This window comes from Streptomyces sp. SID10853, from assembly GCF_010548145.1.
Classification (GTDB): Bacteria; Actinomycetota; Actinomycetes; order Streptomycetales; family Streptomycetaceae; genus Streptomyces.
On record NZ_JAAGLN010000040.1, the window covers coordinates 26,616 to 41,354 of the forward strand.

The window sequence follows — 14,739 nt, forward strand, 5'->3', positions numbered from 1 at the left end:
ACGGGACAGCCCTTAGCGACGCCTCGGCCGTTTATTTTTTGAGAAGTTGAGACACGCGCTGAGGTGAAACACCCAAGATTTGCGCAATGTCCCTGCCTGTTATGCCTCGTTCGCTGAGCGCAGTGGCTGTCTGGCGAAGTTCTGCCGCAGCGATGATTTGAGCTTTGTGTGCGTCAACGGTCGCCTGGGTGGCTTCTTTAACGCGTTGGTTGAGTTCATCGCCCAAGTCGATCTGGAGCTGGGCCCCATGTTCGGCTGGCGCACTTGCCGCCTCCAGCAAGGCGCATCCCTGCTCTATTGCGCCATCCAAGCGGCGGACGTAGGTCGCCTCGATTCCGTCGATCTCAAGGGCCCAGCCATCGCCCACGCGACGTGCAACGATCTTCGGAAGATCGACGATCTCCGCATCACTCATCGAATCCCCTTTCTCTACTCAAGAATAATCTAGCCCCTCTAGATGTTCATGTCTAGGTGGGCTGGATCTCGGTTGCTCTCGACTTCCCTTTACGCCTGGATGCGATGTCTTCCAGCCCCTTGACGCCCCTGGTCGCCCGCCCAGGGGGGCGCCTGGGCTGTCTCGAGTGAGGATTCCCGCCGACGCCTCCCATCGGCGACTTCCACCGCGCGGGTCTCCCCGTGGCCGGCGAGACATCCGCCTCCACTTGAAGAACGTTCGGGCCCACTGCCCCCGAGGCCGACGCACTCACCATGCACGTCCGGTCCTTCGCGACCATGCTCACCGAGCGCCAGGGCGAGCGCCTGCCAGACTGGCTCGACGCCGTCAGGCAGGACAATCTGCCCAGCCTCCACACCCTTGCCGCGGCCATCGACCGCGACGCCGTCACTGCCGGCCTCACTCTTCCCCGGAACTCGGGCGTCATCGAAGGGCATGTCAACCGCATCAAGATGCTCAAGCGCCAGATGTTCGGGGCGCAGGATTCCAACTTCTCCGGAAGAGAGCGCTGCTGTCATGACTCAGCCCGACTGACGCTCGGATGACAAGGCTGGACGATTCAACGCGTACACAGTGACAGAACTGCCGTTCAGCCCGTCCTGTCGGCGTGGTGAGAAGCCGAGCCGCTCAGCTGCTTTCACCGACGGGAAGTTTCCCGGCTTCATGAGGGCGGTGAAGTAATCAGCTTCAAGGTTGGCAAGGCCCCAGTCCAAGCCCGCTCGGGCCGCCTCGGTTGCGTATCCGCGCCCCCATTGCTCCGCTTTGAGGGTCCACCCCAACTCGATTTCGTCAAACTGCTGCCAGTACTGCAGGCCACTTCGGCCGATGAACTCGCCGCTGGACCGAAGCTCTAGGGCGCACAAACCATGCCCTCGCGCCGCCCACTGCTGCTCAACTTCGGCGAGCCATCGCAGTACCTGCTGCTGAGAGAATCTTCCAACGAATCGATTGCCCCTCGGGTCTGCATGGAGCTCGACGAACCCTGCTGTCCCCTGCGGTGCAGGACGTCCGCGCGGCATTCGTCACGCTCTCTGCCTCCGTGCATGTCGGGCAGACGATCTGGCTGCTCGCCATGGCCGCGACCGGCTTCGCGCTGCTGGTCGCCGCGCACCCGGCTGATCGCCCTGACACCCCTCCTGGCGGGGGCGGTGGTCGCCCTGCTCGTCCTTCCCTCCGACCCGCGCCGGATGTACGTCGTCGACAAGAGCGCCGCGCGGCTGGTGTGCGACGGCCCGGTGTGTGTGACGAAGACGCAGCAGGCGCGCCTCACCGGCCTCGCGGGCCCGGGCAAGGAGGCGCTGCGCCAGGACCCGCCCGGTGTGGAAGGAACTCGAGGCGCTGCCGCGGGCCGGGCAGTTCGCACGGATCGAGGCGATCCGCGGCTGCCGGTGCTCGTCCTGGCCGCGGGGGGAGATGGCTGCCTCGGTCGGGCTCGGCGGCCAGGACCTCGCGCTCGACCGGACGGCCGCGATCCGCTGGGCGCCCCGCAGAGCGGCACGTGTGCCGCTCTGCGGGGCGGCCGTCGCCGCGGTGCTGCCGGCCGTGCAGGCGTTCGGCGAGTCCCTGGCCACCCCCGCGTTCGGCGTCCGGGACGGCGCGGGCCTGATGGGCCTGACCGCACTCGGCGCGGCGCTCTCGGGCGCCCGGTACGCCTGGATGCTGCCGTTCGCCTGGCTGTGCTTCTCGTTCTTCGCCCCGGCCCCGACAAGTGCGCCGATGCGGGTGGCGAGCTGGCTGCTGCCGTCCGGCACGGCAGCGGGCACCTGGACGGCCCTAGTCGTCGCGGTCGCCGGCACCGCGGACTACGCCGTCGCGGGACCGAGACGGTGACGGCCGCGGCGCGGTCGCGTACGGCCGTACGGCGTCAGAGGCCGAAGGCGGCGGGGTCCGTGGCGAGGGACCGGAAGCAGCCGCCCGGGTTCTCCACGAGCTTGCGTGCGGTGAGGTCCATCAGCCCTGCCACAGCGGTCACTTCGGCGGCCACGGTGCCGTCCGCCTTGCGGATGACCTGTTCGATCCGGAACGTCTTCCGCTCGCCGAACACGAAGGCACAGGTCGCCTCCACCTCGTCCCCGGCGCGGAGTTCGCGCCGGTAGCGGATGGTCGTCTCCAGCGTCGCGGGTCCGACACCCTTGTCGAGCAGGTCGCTCTGCTGGATGCCGCCGTGGCGCAGCAGTGACCACCGGGCGTGCTCGGCGTACTGGAGGTAGACGCTCTGGTTGAGATGGCCCTGCGAGTCGGTCTCGTACCCGCGTACGACGATGTCCACCGAGAACGGCTCTGTTGCCATGAGGTCTCCGTAAGTTGTCGGTTGGCCGCAGCCCGTGCGCTGTGACTCAGATCTCATGATGCGCGTGCAGCACACGGGACCGCTTTCCCGTCGAGGAGGGGTGACAGGAAGGGAGGGGATGTGGATCTGGCAACCGAGCACGATGTCCGTACCGGACGCAGCGAGCCCGAGCCGACGGAGCCGGGGAACGACTTCCATGGCTTCGTCGTCGCCCGGTCGGCCGTACTGTTCCGAGGTGCCCTCGTCTTGACGGGCAATCATGAGGCCGCGGAGGACCTGGTCCAGGAGACCCTGGAGCGGGCCTGCCGCAAGTGGCGCACCATCGCCGCCAAGGACTCTCCGGAAGCCTACGTGCGGCGGATCATGGTGAACCTGGCCAACGACCGCTGGCGGAGGTTCCGCCGCACGGTCCCGCAACAGGACAGCGGTGACCGTGCCGCTCCCGGGGATCAGTACGGGCGGGTCGACACGCGGGACCAGTTGGTCCGGGCTCTGCAGGGTCTGCCGATGCGCATGCGGACGGTCGTGGTACTGCGGTACTTCCACGACCTGTCGGATGACGAGATCGCGGCGGACCTGAGGATCGCACCGAGCACCGTGCGGTCCCAGCTCGCTCGCGGTATGGACAAGCTCAGAGGCCAGTTCCCCGCACTCTCCGGCCCTTCAACTCCGCAGCACACGGAAGGAGTCCGATGAGTTCGCACGATTCGCCGCCTTCCGGCTGCACATCCTTCGAGCAGGAACTGGTGAACGCCATGAACGACTACGCAGGAACCGCCCGGACGCCGGACTTCGACACGGCCACCATCGCGCGCGGGGCCCGGCGCAAGCGGGCCACGGCCATCGCGGGCATCGCCACCGCCCTCGTCGTGGCCGGCGCGGGCACCGCGCTGGCCGTCGGCGCTGTCGGCGGCGATGCGCACACCACGGCCCAGACCGCCGCCACCGCCACCGGCAGCACCACCTTGCTCGTCCGCACCAGCGACGGCGGGACCGCCACGGAGCGGCTGGCCGGCGTGAGTGCGGCGAGGGCCAGGGCGACGCTCGTCCACTTCGGCCTCAAGCCCCACTTCACCCGGGTCAAGAAGGCCGACTGCCAGAAGCCGGAGGACGCGGTGGTCTCGCTCTCGCCGCATGCCCCGACGGTCGTCCACGCGGGTGACACGGTCCTCGTGACCACCTGCTACCGCTGACCCCGGCGCAACCGGCCTGACCGGGCCTGACCGGGCCGACCGGGCAGAGACAGAGGCAGAGGCAGAACAGAGGGTGGTGGCCCCGTCGGAACCGGGGCCACCACCCGCCTGCATTCCACCACGCCTGCCCCCGGGAGGGCGCTGCGGCCGCACATCGCACGGGCCGCCGCCGTGTTGACCCGTCGTCGGCAGGGGCAACGGTGCTCGACGCGGTACTAGACGTTCCTGAGGTGCGTGACGAACGCGGCCCAGGCGGTCGCCCGGAACACGAGCGCGGGGCCGGCCGGGTCCTTGGAGTCGCGGACGGGGACGGTGCCGGGGAAGTGGTCGGCCACTTCCAGGCAGTTGCCGCCGTCACCGCCGCTGTAGGTCGACTTACGCCAGGTCGCTTTGCGGGCGAGCTCCACGCAGTTGCCGCCGCTGCCGTCGCTGTAGCTGGACTTCTGCCAGGTGGCTGTGGACAGGTCGCAATCAAAGGTCCTCGTCATGCCCGTAATCTTCCGCCACTGATGCGATCAGGGCCAGAGATTCCTGTGATGACCATGCACTGGGCGTGTGGGGGTCAGCCTGCTGTCGCTGCGGGTGGATCCGGTGCCGTGCGTGAACGCCGGGGCGTTGCCGCTGGTGGGGCTGGGCCGGTGCAATCCGGACGCCGTGGCCGCCGTACTCCAGCAGGTGCGGTCATGAGCGGGGCAGCTGCCTCGATACGGAGAGAGCCCCGCAGCGGCGGCCCGGCTGCGGGGCTCGGCTCGGGGCCGGCTGTCACCCGAGTTGGTCGATGATCCAGGAACCGAGTTCCTCGGTCATGAGGGAGTGCGCCTCGTTCCGGGACGCGAGCTTGAAGTCGTCCAGCCCGCTCTCCTCCGGGTCCAGGACGGCCACCGGGGTGTACAGGTCGTCGTGGGTCTCGACGCCCTTGATGTCCACGGCGCTCACCGACGGCACGAAGCAGTGCTCGCGGATGAGGGCCTCCGAGGCCATACCGGTGTAAGCGGGCAGGGCGTTGAGTGCGTCGGCGAGGATGCCGAAGCCCTCCAGGGTGCCGCCGGGTGCGCCGTCGATGTCGGGCAGGCCCGAGGTCCGGACCTGCGGCTTCTTCAGGGTCACGACCCGCAGCTGGGCCACGAGTTGGTCGTCGCCCTGCGACTGGGCGTACAGCTCGGTGCCGGTGATGGCCAGGCCCTTGCCCTCGAACGCCGTGGCGCCGGGCCGGATGCCGTTGCTCTGGCCGGTGGCCACGCCGTTGGCGACGCCGATCTTCCGGGGCCGCATCGGCCATCCGCCCACGCGCTCCAGCTCGGCCAGGAACTCCGTCCGGAGCGGGCTCCGGGCGGGGGTGTCCTCCCATTCCTGGATGTGCCGGCTCAGCAGCTGCTGGGCGGCCGGGCTGTTCATCTGGTCCGAGAAGCGGCTGTCGAGCTTCTTGATGTAGTGCGCGAATGCCTGGAGCCCGACGGGAATCCAGGCCCCCCGGTGCGGGCTGTCGTAGGAGAAGTAGAGGGAGGTCTGGTGGTCGACGTGCTGGGCCTCCAGCTTGGCCAGGGCGTAGCGGGTGACCAGCCCGCCCATGCTGACGCCGCCGACGGTCAGCGGGCTGTCGCCCTGCCGCTCAGCGATGGCTCGCAGGATCGCGGCGGTGGCTGCCCTGGCGTTGTCCAGGATGGAGGCGCTGCGCTCGTCGAAGCCGAGCAGTACGACGTCGTTGCCCCGGCGGCGCAGTTCGGTGAGGAACGGGTACGCGCCGTTGTCGAAGTGCTCCCAGAGCGGATCGCGTTCGCTGGGGCCGGAGTTGAAGCCGTCGGCCAGGATGAACGGGCGGGTCAGGGCTTGGCTGCCGTCGCCGTAGTACACCCAGGCGGTGCCGCCGTGCAGCTCCCATGTCTCGTCGGGCGACGGCGCGGCGGCCCGGGCGGCCCGCGCCACGGGACTGGAGGCCAGCAGGATGGGTGCCGCGTTCGTCAGGGCTTCGGCGAGCTGCTGCTCGGTCGGTGCCTTCTGGTCGGCCATGGGGGGTCTCCTCACGTGCGCTGATGACGTTCGGTGTCATCGTCGCTACGTGTGGTAGCCGTGAGGGTGTGAAAGCCGCATTCCGAACTGGCGTCGGACAATTTCCGGACGGTGTACGGGCGGTCGTCCCTGTCTGGAATGCATACGGCAGCGAGTTGCGGGGATGCCGTGGGATCCGCGTCCGGCGTGGTCGCGGGTGATGCGAACCGGACAGCAGCGTGGCTGTGGGCGCCGGTGAAGTCTGACGCGAACGGGACCGTGATCGTGGGCGGAGTCGGCCGGTCGGCTTCTCGGCAACCGCCCCGGCGGGGCTCGGGCGTTCCTGTCCTATTGATGGTGCACAGACAGGCGTGGCGTGGAGTGCAGGCCACCTGCCCGGAGCGGGCCCGGTCAAGCCAACTCCGGGGAACGCAAGGAGAGTTGCGGGGGCCTCATGCCTCTCACTGTGTCCCGCACGGGGAAGGCCGCGGTGGCGACCGCTGTTGCCACGTCAGGTCATGCCCGAGTTACGGGCAATTCCGAACCACCATCGGCGCTCCTGTCGTTGCGCATGACCCTCTCACCGCATATCGGGTCACTCGGTTCGCCGCGGCCGAGCGCCGGCCTCGGCGCGGTGGAGCATCCAGGTCTTGCGGTGGAGGGGTGGCGGTGTGCATGACGCCCGGACGCCGGCCGAGCAGGCTCTGGCCCGTTCCTGCACGACCGGTGGCGAAGCCGGCGACAGCGCTGCCGAACTCGCCGAACAGCCCCCGGCGCTCCGGCGCCTCAGCGGTCGCTGTCTCCGTATGCTGCCGCGATTTCCTGCGGCGTAGCCCAGCGGCTGTAGGTGGGGGACTGGGGCCAGCCTTCGGGGGAGTCCTGCCACTCCTCCTGGCGTCCGTAGGGCAGGAGGTCGACCAGGCCGAACAGATAGCTCAACTGCTCGGTGCCACGGCCACTGGTGTGCCAGGTGCGGTAGACCGTGCCGTTGCTGTCGCGCAGGAACACGTTGACCGCGAATCCGCCGTTCGGCGGGGCGCCGATATCGCTGCCGAACGTGCTGTCCGACGTCGAGTACCAGGTCATCGTGTTGCCCACCTTGCGCTGGTAGGCGAGGGCCTCGTCGATCGGGCCCTGGGTGACGATCACGAACCGGGCGTCGAACTTCTCCAGGCCCGCGAGCCGGGTGAACTGGGAGGTGAAGCCGGTGCAGCCAGGGCACTGCCACTCGGCGTCCTCCTGCCACATGTGGCTGTAGACAATCAGCTGCGGGTGATCGCCGAAGATGTCAACGAGCCGGACGGGGCCGTCCTCTCCCTCCAGTACGTAGTCGGGCATCTCCACCATCGGCAGCCGGCGGCGCTGGGCCGCGATGGCGTCGAGCTCGCGGGTGGCGGCCTTCTCCCGAACGCGCAGAGCGGCCAGATCCTTCTCCCAGGTGGCGCGGTCGACGACGGGGGGCAAGGCATTGCTGCGGGCGGACATGGTTCCTCCGGGCGGTCGGGTGCCTTCTGTACGTACCGACTCCCGGCCCGGCCTGAACTCATCGGTCGCCCGACGACGACGTCGCGGCGAGCGTGCGAGCGTGCCGGGCACGCGAGCCTCCCGGCCTGATCCGAGCGGGAGGCCCGGGGCGGGAGGCCCGGGGTTTTTCTCGCTCCGGATCAGGCCGTACTCGGTTCCTCCTCCGGGGCCGGTGTGGTCGGTCCGGGCGGCTCCGGGGCCTCCGGAGCCGCCTGCGGTGCTGACGGGTCCGCTGTCGTGCGGGCCGCCGCCGCCTCTTCCGCGTCGACGTTGAACTCCGTGAGCAGGGTCCTGCTGAAGCCGAAGAAGTACGTCGCCACGAAGCCCGCGACATAGCCCGCCAGCAGGCCCCCCGCGTAGATCGCGATCGAAGCGGTCAGCGTGTGGTCGCCCTTGAGCAGCGGGAACAGTGCCCAGCCCGAGGGGCCGATCGCCGTGGAGCCGACCGTGGTGCCCAACTGGTTGAAGAGGCCGACGAAGCCGCCGCCGAACGCGCCGCCGACACACGCGGTGATGAACGGGCGGCCCAGCGGGAGCGAGACACCGTAGATCAGCGGCTCGCCCACGCCCAGGAAGCCCGCCGGGAGCGCCGACTTGATGGTCCTGCGGATCGACTTGTTCTTCGGGAGGCGCAGATAGACCGCGATGGCCGAACCGACCTGGCCCGCGCCCGCCATGGCGAGGATCGGGAGCAGCACCGTGTAGCCCTGCTGCTGGATCAGCGTGGTGTGGATCGGGATCAGCGCCTGGTGCAGGCCCAGCATCACCAGCGGGAGGAAGAGGCCGCCGAGGACGAAGCCCGCGGCCGCGCCGCCGTGTGCCAGCAGCCAGGTGGCGAAGGTGCCGATGGCGCTGGACACCTGACCGGCCACGTACATGAGGCCGAAGAGCGTGACCAGGCCGGAGACCAGCACCGTGATGGTCGGGGTGAGCAGGACGTCGAGGGACTGCGGCATCCAGCGTCTGCACCACTTCTCGACGTACACCGCAAGCACGGCCGCGCCCAGAGCGCCGAGGACGCCGCCCTCGCCGGGGGAGAGCTTCTCGCCGAACGCGGTCACGTCCGTCACGCCCGCGTAGACGATGATCGCCGCGACCGCGCCGCCCAGGATCGGCGTCCCGCCGAACTCCTTCGCCGTGTTGTAGCCGACGAACACCGCGATCAGCGCCATGAAGCCGGACGCGATCGCGGCGAGCGCCGGGGTGACGCCCGGCAGCCGGCCCGCGTTGATCAGCAGACCGTTGATGCCGGCGATGATGCCGCAGCCGATGAGGGCGGGGATCAGGGGCACGAAGATGTTCGCGATCCGCCGCAGGAAGAGCTTGAACGGCGTCGCGTTCTTCGCCTTCCGCGCCGCCTTGATGGCCGCGCCCTGAGCGGCCAGCTCGTCGGCCGTTGCGGCCACGCCGCTCGCAGTGGTGCCCATGCCCGATGGGCCCGCCGGGGCCACCCCGGCCACCCCGGCTGCTGGGGCCGCCGCGCCCGCCGGGGCAGTGGGCTCCGGCCCCGGCGCGGCTGCCCGGCCCCGGCCCTCCGCCACCAGTGCTTCGAACTCCGGCGTGACACGGGCGACCGTGCCGGGACCGAGGACGATCTGGTACGTGTCGTCGTCGACCACACCCATGACGGCGGGCAGGGCCTTCAGCGCCTCTTCCTGTACGAGCGAGCGGTCGGCGAGGCCGAGCCGCAGGCGGGTCATGCAGTGGACGGCGGAGGTGACGTTCTGCGCGCCGCCCACGAGGGGCAGGATCGCGGCGGCGACGGCGCGGTTCTTGTCACCGGGGCCCTTGCCGCCGGGGCTCTTCTCTCCGGGGCTCTCGCCGCCGGGGTTTCGGCCGCCGGGGTTTCTGTCGCCGCGGTTTCCGTTTCCGTCTTCCGGTGTGCTGGGGGAGGTCATGGTGCGTGGCGCCTCTGGTTCAGGTCGCTCTCGGGTCGAGCGGGGGTTCCAGAGTCAACTGGTCCGGGCCGCGGACCCGAGAGCGGCACGCAGATGTCCCCCGGTCTCTTCGAGAAGCCGGGTGGCGGTGGGGGCGTCCACGCTGCCCAGGACGATGAGGATGGCGGTCTTCACCTCGCCCTCGGCGGCGGTCAGCGCCTGCTCGATCTCGGCGTCGTCCGCGCCGGTCGCGAGCGAGACGATGCGGCGCGAGCGGGCGCGGAGCTTCTCGTTCGACGCCCGGACGTCGACCATGAGGTTCCCGTACGTCTTGCCGAGCCGGATCATGGTGATCGTCGAGAGCATGTTGAGGACGAGCTTCTGCGCGGTGCCCGCCTTGAGCCGGGTGGACCCGGTGAGCAGCTCGGGTCCGACGACCACCTCGATGCCGTGCTCGGCGGCGTCCCCGAGGGCGCTCTGCGCGTTGCAGGAGATGCCGATGGTGAGCGCGCCGAGCGTACGGGCGTGCTCGACGGCGCCGATCGCGTACGGGGTGCGGCCCGAGGCCGAGATCCCGACCACGGTGTCGTCGGCGGTGAGCTTGAGCGCGTCCAGATCGGCCGCCGCCAGCTCCTTGGAGTCCTCGGCGCCCTCGACCGCCTTGACCATGGCGGAGGGGCCGCCCGCGATCAGGCCCAGCACCTCGGACGGGTCGGTGTTGAAGGTCGGCGGGCACTCGCTGGCGTCCAGCACACCCATCCGGCCGGCGGTGCCCGCGCCCGCGTAGACGAGCCGGCCGCCGCGGGCCATCCGCTCGGCGGTGGCGTCGATGGCGGCGGCGATCCGCGGCAGCTGCGCGGCGACGGCCGCCGGAACGGTGGCGTCCTCACCGTTCATCAGCCGGGCGATCTCCTCGGTGGGCAGCTGGTCGATCTCGGCGAGCTCGGGCCGGAACGCCTCGGTGGTGAGGGTGGCCAGCTGGGCGCGCAGCGCTCCGTAGTTGTTGGAGGCGGTGGAGGTCATGGTGTGCGGCTCTTTCCGGTTCAGCGCTTCTGCGGTGGGAGTTACGGGGTGGTGCGAGGGGCTCAGCGGCTGCTGGTGCGCGGGGCGTGGCGGTGGGCGAGCGCCTCGTACGAAGCGGAGAGCGCCGGCGCCGCCCGGTCGTACGTCCGCTGCATGACCCCGATGAACAGGCAGTCCACGACCAGGAGCTGGCTGGTGCGGGAGGACATCGCGGCGGGCCGCAGTTCGCTCTCGCGGGCGGTGGACGTGGTGAGGATGTGGTCGGCGTACTGCGAGACCCGGCCGTCCGGGCGGCCGGTGATCGCGATGGTCGTCGCGCCGTGCTCGAAGGCGGTGTGCAGCGGCTCTATGACGTCACCGGTGGCGCCGGAGTGGGTGATGGCGATGGCCACGTCGCCGGAGCGCAGCTGTACGGCGTTGGTGACGGCGAGGTGCGGGTCGCTGTGCGCGTGGGCTATCAGGCCGATGCGCAGCAGTTTCTGGGCGAGGTCCTGGCCGACGAGCGAGGAGGCGCCGACGCCGTAGATGTCGATGCGGCGGGCGGTGGAGAGCGCGGAGACCGCGGCGCCGAGCTGGACGGTGTCCAGGGCGGCGGCGGTGTCGGCGAGGGTCTGCTGTTCGTCGTAGGCGAGCTTGGTGACGACGTCGGCGATCGGGTCGTCGACGGCGATGTCCGCGGTGACGGCGGGCGCCCGGCCGGACTGCTGCTGGGCGGCGAGCCCGGCGAGGGCGAGGCGGAGATCCCGGTAACCGGGGTAGCCGAGTATGCGGGCCGTACGGACCACGGTGGCCTCGCTGGTGCCGGTGAGTTCGGCGAGGCCGGTGACCGTGAGGGCCGCACAGCCGGCCGGATCGCCCGCGACGGCCTCGGCGACCAGCTGCATCGAGCGGGTCATGGAGGGCGCCAGGGTGCGGACCTTGGCGGCGAGGGCTGCGGGGGCGGGAGGCGCGGACGTGCCGGTGAAAATTTCCTTCACATTATTGGTCACATGTGAAAGATATTTTCGCCCGTTGGGGACGTCAACCCTCCCGCAGCCGTCTTCCCCGGCGACCGGGGACAATGGAGCCATGGATCCCGTGACCCCTCTGGAACAGTCCCTGCACGAAGCGCGGGCGCTGGTGCTCGCCGATCTCGCGTCCCGCGATGTGGCAGAGGCCGATGTGGTCTCGCTGGTGGAGGACGCGGTGACGCACCGCCGCTGGTGGGTGGAGCAGTGGCCACAGGGCGCCGAGTTCGTCGCCGGTCTTGTCGCCCAGGACGTCCAGGACGCGCTGCTCGAACGGTACGGCCGCTGGCCGCTCTGCCCCGTCTGCCAGGACCCGCACGCCCTGGAGGTCGAGCCGGAACTGGGCCCTGACCCGCACTGGGTATGCGCCAAGGAGGCCGTGATCGTGGCTCCGGTGGGCGCGCTCTCGTGACGCTCTACATCGACCCGCCGACCTGGCCCGGCCACGGCAGAATGTGGTCGCACCTGGTCAGCGACGTCTCGTACGAGGAACTGCACACGTTCGCCGCGGCCATCGGCTGCCCGGCCCGCGCCTTCGAACGGGACCACTACGACCTGCCGTCGCACCGGTACGCGGACGCGGTGGCGGCGGGAGCGGTCGAGATCGGCTCGAAGGAACTGGTCCGCAGACTCACGACAGCGGGCCTGCGCCGGCCGAAGGGGCGGCCGGCGTAGGGGGCGGTCGTCGGCGCTGGGAGCCCGGAGCCCGGTGATCGGAGCCCGGAGCCGGGTGATCGGAGCCCGGAGCCGGGTGATCGGAGCCCGGAAGACCGGAGCCCGGAGTGCTGTGCCGGTCAGACCGGGGAAGCGCCCGTGTCCAGCAAGCCGCCGAAGGGGCGTTCCACCGACGAGTGAACGACGCGGCAACCCCGGCCCCGGCAGGTCAGACGTTCTCCGTGGCCACCGCATCCGTGGCCACCGCATCCTGGGCGCGGGCCGAGGAGCGGGCCACCACCCGTGAACCCGAGCGGTACAGCCGCAGCGAGAGCGTCACCGCGACGATCGCCACCACCGTCATGGCCGCGCCCGCCCAGGCCGTCGCCGCGAAGCCGAAGCCGCCGCTGATCACCGCGCCGCCCAGCCAGGGGCCGCCCGCGTTGCCCAGGTTGAAGGAGGCCGTGGTGGTGGCGCCCGCCAGGGTGGGGGCCGCGCCCGCCACGTTGAACATCCGGGCGTTCAGCGCCGGGGCCGTGTAGAAGGCCGAAGTCCCCAGCAGGAACGACAGGGTCACCACCGCGGCCGGGTGGTGGGCCAGCAGGGCCAGGGCCACCAGGAAGACGGTCGAAGCCGCGATGCCGGTCAGCAGGACGCCGAAGAGGTGCGCGTCCGCGATCCGGCCGCCCACGGTCGTACCGACCAGCGCGCCCAGGCCGAAGAGCGCCAGCACCGTCGGGACCCAGCTGTCGGCGAGGCCCGCCACATCCGTGAGCAGCGGTGCCAGATAGCTGAACGCGCAGAAGACGCCGCCCGCGGCGAGCGCCGTGACGACGATGGACAGCCAGACCTGCCGGTCGCGGTAGATGCTCAGCTCGGTACGGAGCCGGGGGCGTTCGGCGGGCAGCGGGATCCGGGGGATCAGCGTGGCCACGCCGACGAGGGCGATGGCGGAGGCGGCGCCGACCGCCCAGAACGCCGAGCGCCAGCCCAGGTGCTCGCCGAGGAAGGCGCCCGCGGGGACGCCGAGCACGTTGGCGATGGACAGGCCGCCGATCATCACGGCCATGGCGCGGGCCCGGGCGTTCAGCGGCACCATCGCGATGGCCACCGCCGCGCCGACGGCCCAGAAGCCCGCGCAGGCGAAGGCGCTGATGACGCGCGAGGCGAAGAGCAGTTCGTAGTTGGGGGCGAGTGCGCCCGCCACCTGGCCCAGGCCGAAGACGGTGATCAGGGAGATCAGGGTGGTGCGGCGGGGCAGTCGCAGGGTGGCGACGGCGAGCAGCGGGGCGCCGACCACCATGCCGATCGCGAAGGCCGAGATCAGCAGACCTGCCTGCGGGATGGACACGTTCATGTCGTCGGCTATGTCGGGCAGCAGCCCGGACAGCATGAACTCACTGGTACCCAGAGCGAAGACCGCGAGCCCCAGTATGTGGACGGCGAGCGGCATACGGGCGCGTTCGGTGGTAGCGGGCATGCCAGGTGCCAACGACGGCGTAGCAGCTGACATTCCCGCGTTCCCGCGTTCCCGCGTTCCCGCGTTCCCGCGTTCCCGCGTTCCCGCGTTCCCGCGTTCCCGCGTTCCCGCGTTCCCGCGTTCCCGCGTTCCCGCGTTCCCGCGTTCCCGCGCGCCGGGGCGGTGTCCGTTTCCGTGGCGGTGCCGGTTTCCGTGGCGGTGCCCGTCTCCTGTGTGGCCGGATGATGTGGCCAGGTGGTGCAGGTCCGGTGTGTCCAGGTGGTGCGGGTGGGTGGTGCATGGTCACGCTGTGCATGTCACGGGGGACTTGGGGGAGGAGGACAGACATGACGGTGAGCACAGATGCCCAGGAGGCGGACGGCGGGCCGGTGAACGGTTCGTATGTCATGGACACCCGGCGTGGCCAGGTCGGCGAGGTCATCGGGCGCGACGCCGGTTTCGTACGGCTGCGGCCACCGGCGGGCGGCGCCGAGTGGACGTGCCCCGATGACGCCCTCCGGGCGGTCACCGCGCGTGAGCAGTTGATCGCCCGCAACGCACTGGCCAATGCCCGCAGCCGGGGCGACGTCTGCCGGTGAGCGGCCGGCAGGGCGATGCGGGGCGGCGCGGGTGGGACCCGGCGCGCGGCCTGTTCGGCCCGGCGCTGTCTGCTCGGCCCGTTGCGTCAGAGCGTGAGCAGTTCCAGCTCCGTGGCCAGGTTCTGGCGCGCTTTGTCCTCCCACTGCGTCTGCCCGTGGTCCGTGTGGAACAGCCTCGGCAGCCCGAGCAGTTCACGCAGCACCGCCGAGCGGCCCTCGCGGAACGCCTGGTCCGGTACGAAGGCGTACTCCTCCCGTACGGCCGCCGCGTACCGCGCGTACGCGGCCGGGTCCGAGGCCAGGATCGCCAGGTCCGCGTCGCACAGCACCTCCCCGTTGGTGTCGCCGGGCTGCGGATCGTGGCCGACGGTCAGCCGGACCAGCCGGGCCACCTCGGCCGTACGGGCCTCGGGCACCCCCGCCTCGGCGAGTGCCCGCTCGGCGCCGACCACGAGGCGGGCGGCAAGTCCGGCGGTCACTGGCTCGCCGAGTACCGGCCCGAGCTGTTCGCAGGGGTCACCGAGGCGATCGGCGAGGGCGGCGGCGTCTCCTTCGCCATCGACGACACCCGCAGGCTCTACCCGATCGAGAACGCCCAGCGTGGCATGGCCTGGATGGAGCTGACCGCCACCGGCCGGGCCGGGCACGGCTCATCGCCCAACGACGAGAACGC

Annotated in this window: 17 protein-coding genes and 4 pseudogenes; 10 read left to right on the forward strand and 11 right to left on the reverse strand. The window is 70.7% G+C overall.

Translation table 11 applies throughout. The features are described from left to right. Window positions 1-31 precede the first annotated feature (31 nt). The gene (locus G3I19_RS11050) at window positions 32-415 is read right to left on the reverse strand and encodes a hypothetical protein (RefSeq protein WP_164262657.1); all 384 of its coding nucleotides are present in this window, start codon (window positions 413-415) and stop codon (window positions 32-34) included. A 317-nt stretch (window positions 416-732) separates the two neighbouring features. Here G3I19_RS11050 and G3I19_RS11055 point away from each other — a divergent pair, with 317 nt between their 5' ends. Further along, window positions 733-999 carry a transposase gene (locus G3I19_RS11055; protein WP_164262659.1) on the forward strand — a complete coding sequence of 89 codons (267 nt, stop codon included), beginning with the start codon at window positions 733-735 and terminating at the stop codon, window positions 997-999. Here G3I19_RS11055 and G3I19_RS11060 read toward each other — a convergent pair. Next, window positions 976-1,473 (reverse strand): GNAT family N-acetyltransferase, encoded by a 498-nt coding sequence (locus G3I19_RS11060; RefSeq protein WP_164262661.1) that lies wholly within the window; start codon window positions 1,471-1,473, stop codon window positions 976-978. The genes G3I19_RS11055 and G3I19_RS11060 overlap by 24 nt on opposite strands. Here G3I19_RS11060 and G3I19_RS37405 point away from each other — a divergent pair. Continuing rightward, window positions 1,428-1,758: pseudogene (locus G3I19_RS37405) on the forward strand (hypothetical protein); the annotation flags it as partial. The gene G3I19_RS11060 and the pseudogene G3I19_RS37405 overlap by 46 nt on opposite strands. A gap of 66 nt (window positions 1,759-1,824) precedes the next feature. Further along, window positions 1,825-2,284, forward strand: a pseudogene (locus tag G3I19_RS11065) (hypothetical protein); the annotation flags it as partial. 34 nt (window positions 2,285-2,318) lie between these two features. Here G3I19_RS11065 and G3I19_RS11070 read toward each other — a convergent pair. After that, entirely contained in the window at window positions 2,319-2,744 is a 426-nt protein-coding gene (locus G3I19_RS11070; RefSeq protein ID WP_164262663.1) for an acyl-CoA thioesterase, read from the reverse strand. Between the two features lie 120 nt (window positions 2,745-2,864). Here G3I19_RS11070 and G3I19_RS11075 point away from each other — a divergent pair, with 120 nt between their 5' ends. Next, a complete protein-coding gene (locus G3I19_RS11075) occupies window positions 2,865-3,440 on the forward strand; it encodes a SigE family RNA polymerase sigma factor (RefSeq protein WP_343235065.1) in 576 nt (191 codons plus the stop codon). Beyond that, window positions 3,437-3,937, forward strand: coding sequence for a hypothetical protein (locus G3I19_RS11080; protein WP_164262665.1), 501 nt, complete (start codon window positions 3,437-3,439; stop codon window positions 3,935-3,937). The genes G3I19_RS11075 and G3I19_RS11080 overlap by 4 nt, the downstream gene beginning before the upstream one ends. Before the next feature lie 215 nt (window positions 3,938-4,152). Here G3I19_RS11080 and G3I19_RS11085 read toward each other — a convergent pair whose 3' ends face one another. Beyond that, complete coding sequence (locus G3I19_RS11085; RefSeq protein ID WP_164262667.1) at window positions 4,153-4,425, reverse strand: DUF397 domain-containing protein; 273 nt, start codon at window positions 4,423-4,425, stop codon at window positions 4,153-4,155. Window positions 4,426-4,492: 67 nt separating this feature from the next. Here G3I19_RS11085 and G3I19_RS38070 point away from each other — a divergent pair, with 67 nt between their 5' ends. Beyond that, window positions 4,493-4,624, forward strand: a complete 132-nt coding sequence (locus G3I19_RS38070; RefSeq protein WP_275402714.1) for a hypothetical protein — start codon at window positions 4,493-4,495, stop codon at window positions 4,622-4,624. 75 nt (window positions 4,625-4,699) lie between these two features. Here the strand turns inward: G3I19_RS38070 and G3I19_RS11090 are convergent, their stop codons facing one another. From G3I19_RS11090 to G3I19_RS11110, 5 genes are all read right to left on the reverse strand, one after another. Further along, a complete protein-coding gene (locus G3I19_RS11090) occupies window positions 4,700-5,944 on the reverse strand; it encodes an alpha/beta hydrolase (RefSeq protein WP_164262669.1) in 1,245 nt (414 codons plus the stop codon). A gap of 765 nt (window positions 5,945-6,709) precedes the next feature. Beyond that, window positions 6,710-7,408 carry a DUF899 family protein gene (locus G3I19_RS11095; RefSeq protein ID WP_164262671.1) on the reverse strand — a complete coding sequence of 233 codons (699 nt, stop codon included), beginning with the start codon at window positions 7,406-7,408 and terminating at the stop codon, window positions 6,710-6,712. 179 nt (window positions 7,409-7,587) lie between these two features. Beyond that, window positions 7,588-9,345, reverse strand: coding sequence for a PTS transporter subunit EIIC (locus G3I19_RS11100; RefSeq protein ID WP_164262673.1), 1,758 nt, complete (start codon window positions 9,343-9,345; stop codon window positions 7,588-7,590). Between the two features lie 54 nt (window positions 9,346-9,399). Beyond that, on the reverse strand, window positions 9,400-10,347 hold the full coding sequence (gene murQ / locus G3I19_RS11105; protein WP_164262676.1) for an N-acetylmuramic acid 6-phosphate etherase: 948 nt from the start codon (window positions 10,345-10,347) through the stop codon (window positions 9,400-9,402). A gap of 62 nt (window positions 10,348-10,409) precedes the next feature. Further along, window positions 10,410-11,336, reverse strand: a complete 927-nt coding sequence (locus G3I19_RS11110; protein WP_164262677.1) for a MurR/RpiR family transcriptional regulator — start codon at window positions 11,334-11,336, stop codon at window positions 10,410-10,412. A 79-nt stretch (window positions 11,337-11,415) separates the two neighbouring features. Here G3I19_RS11110 and G3I19_RS11115 point away from each other — a divergent pair, with 79 nt between their 5' ends. Beyond that, window positions 11,416-11,766 carry a hypothetical protein gene (locus tag G3I19_RS11115; RefSeq protein WP_164262680.1) on the forward strand — a complete coding sequence of 117 codons (351 nt, stop codon included), beginning with the start codon at window positions 11,416-11,418 and terminating at the stop codon, window positions 11,764-11,766. Then, window positions 11,763-12,029, forward strand: coding sequence for a DUF4031 domain-containing protein (locus G3I19_RS11120; RefSeq protein WP_164262682.1), 267 nt, complete (start codon window positions 11,763-11,765; stop codon window positions 12,027-12,029). The genes G3I19_RS11115 and G3I19_RS11120 overlap by 4 nt, the downstream gene beginning before the upstream one ends. Before the next feature lie 208 nt (window positions 12,030-12,237). Here the strand turns inward: G3I19_RS11120 and G3I19_RS11125 are convergent, their stop codons facing one another. Continuing rightward, window positions 12,238-13,461, reverse strand: a complete 1,224-nt coding sequence (locus G3I19_RS11125; protein ID WP_164262694.1) for a Cmx/CmrA family chloramphenicol efflux MFS transporter — start codon at window positions 13,459-13,461, stop codon at window positions 12,238-12,240. 353 nt (window positions 13,462-13,814) lie between these two features. Between G3I19_RS11125 and G3I19_RS11130 the strand changes: the two genes are divergently transcribed. Continuing rightward, window positions 13,815-14,066 (forward strand): hypothetical protein, encoded by a 252-nt coding sequence (locus tag G3I19_RS11130; protein WP_164262684.1) that lies wholly within the window; start codon window positions 13,815-13,817, stop codon window positions 14,064-14,066. An 86-nt stretch (window positions 14,067-14,152) separates the two neighbouring features. Here G3I19_RS11130 and G3I19_RS11135 read toward each other — a convergent pair. Continuing rightward, window positions 14,153-14,509, reverse strand: a pseudogene (locus G3I19_RS11135) (hypothetical protein); the annotation flags it as partial. Between G3I19_RS11135 and G3I19_RS11140 the strand changes: the two are divergent. Continuing rightward, a pseudogene (locus tag G3I19_RS11140) lies at window positions 14,510-14,739 on the forward strand (hypothetical protein); the annotation flags it as partial.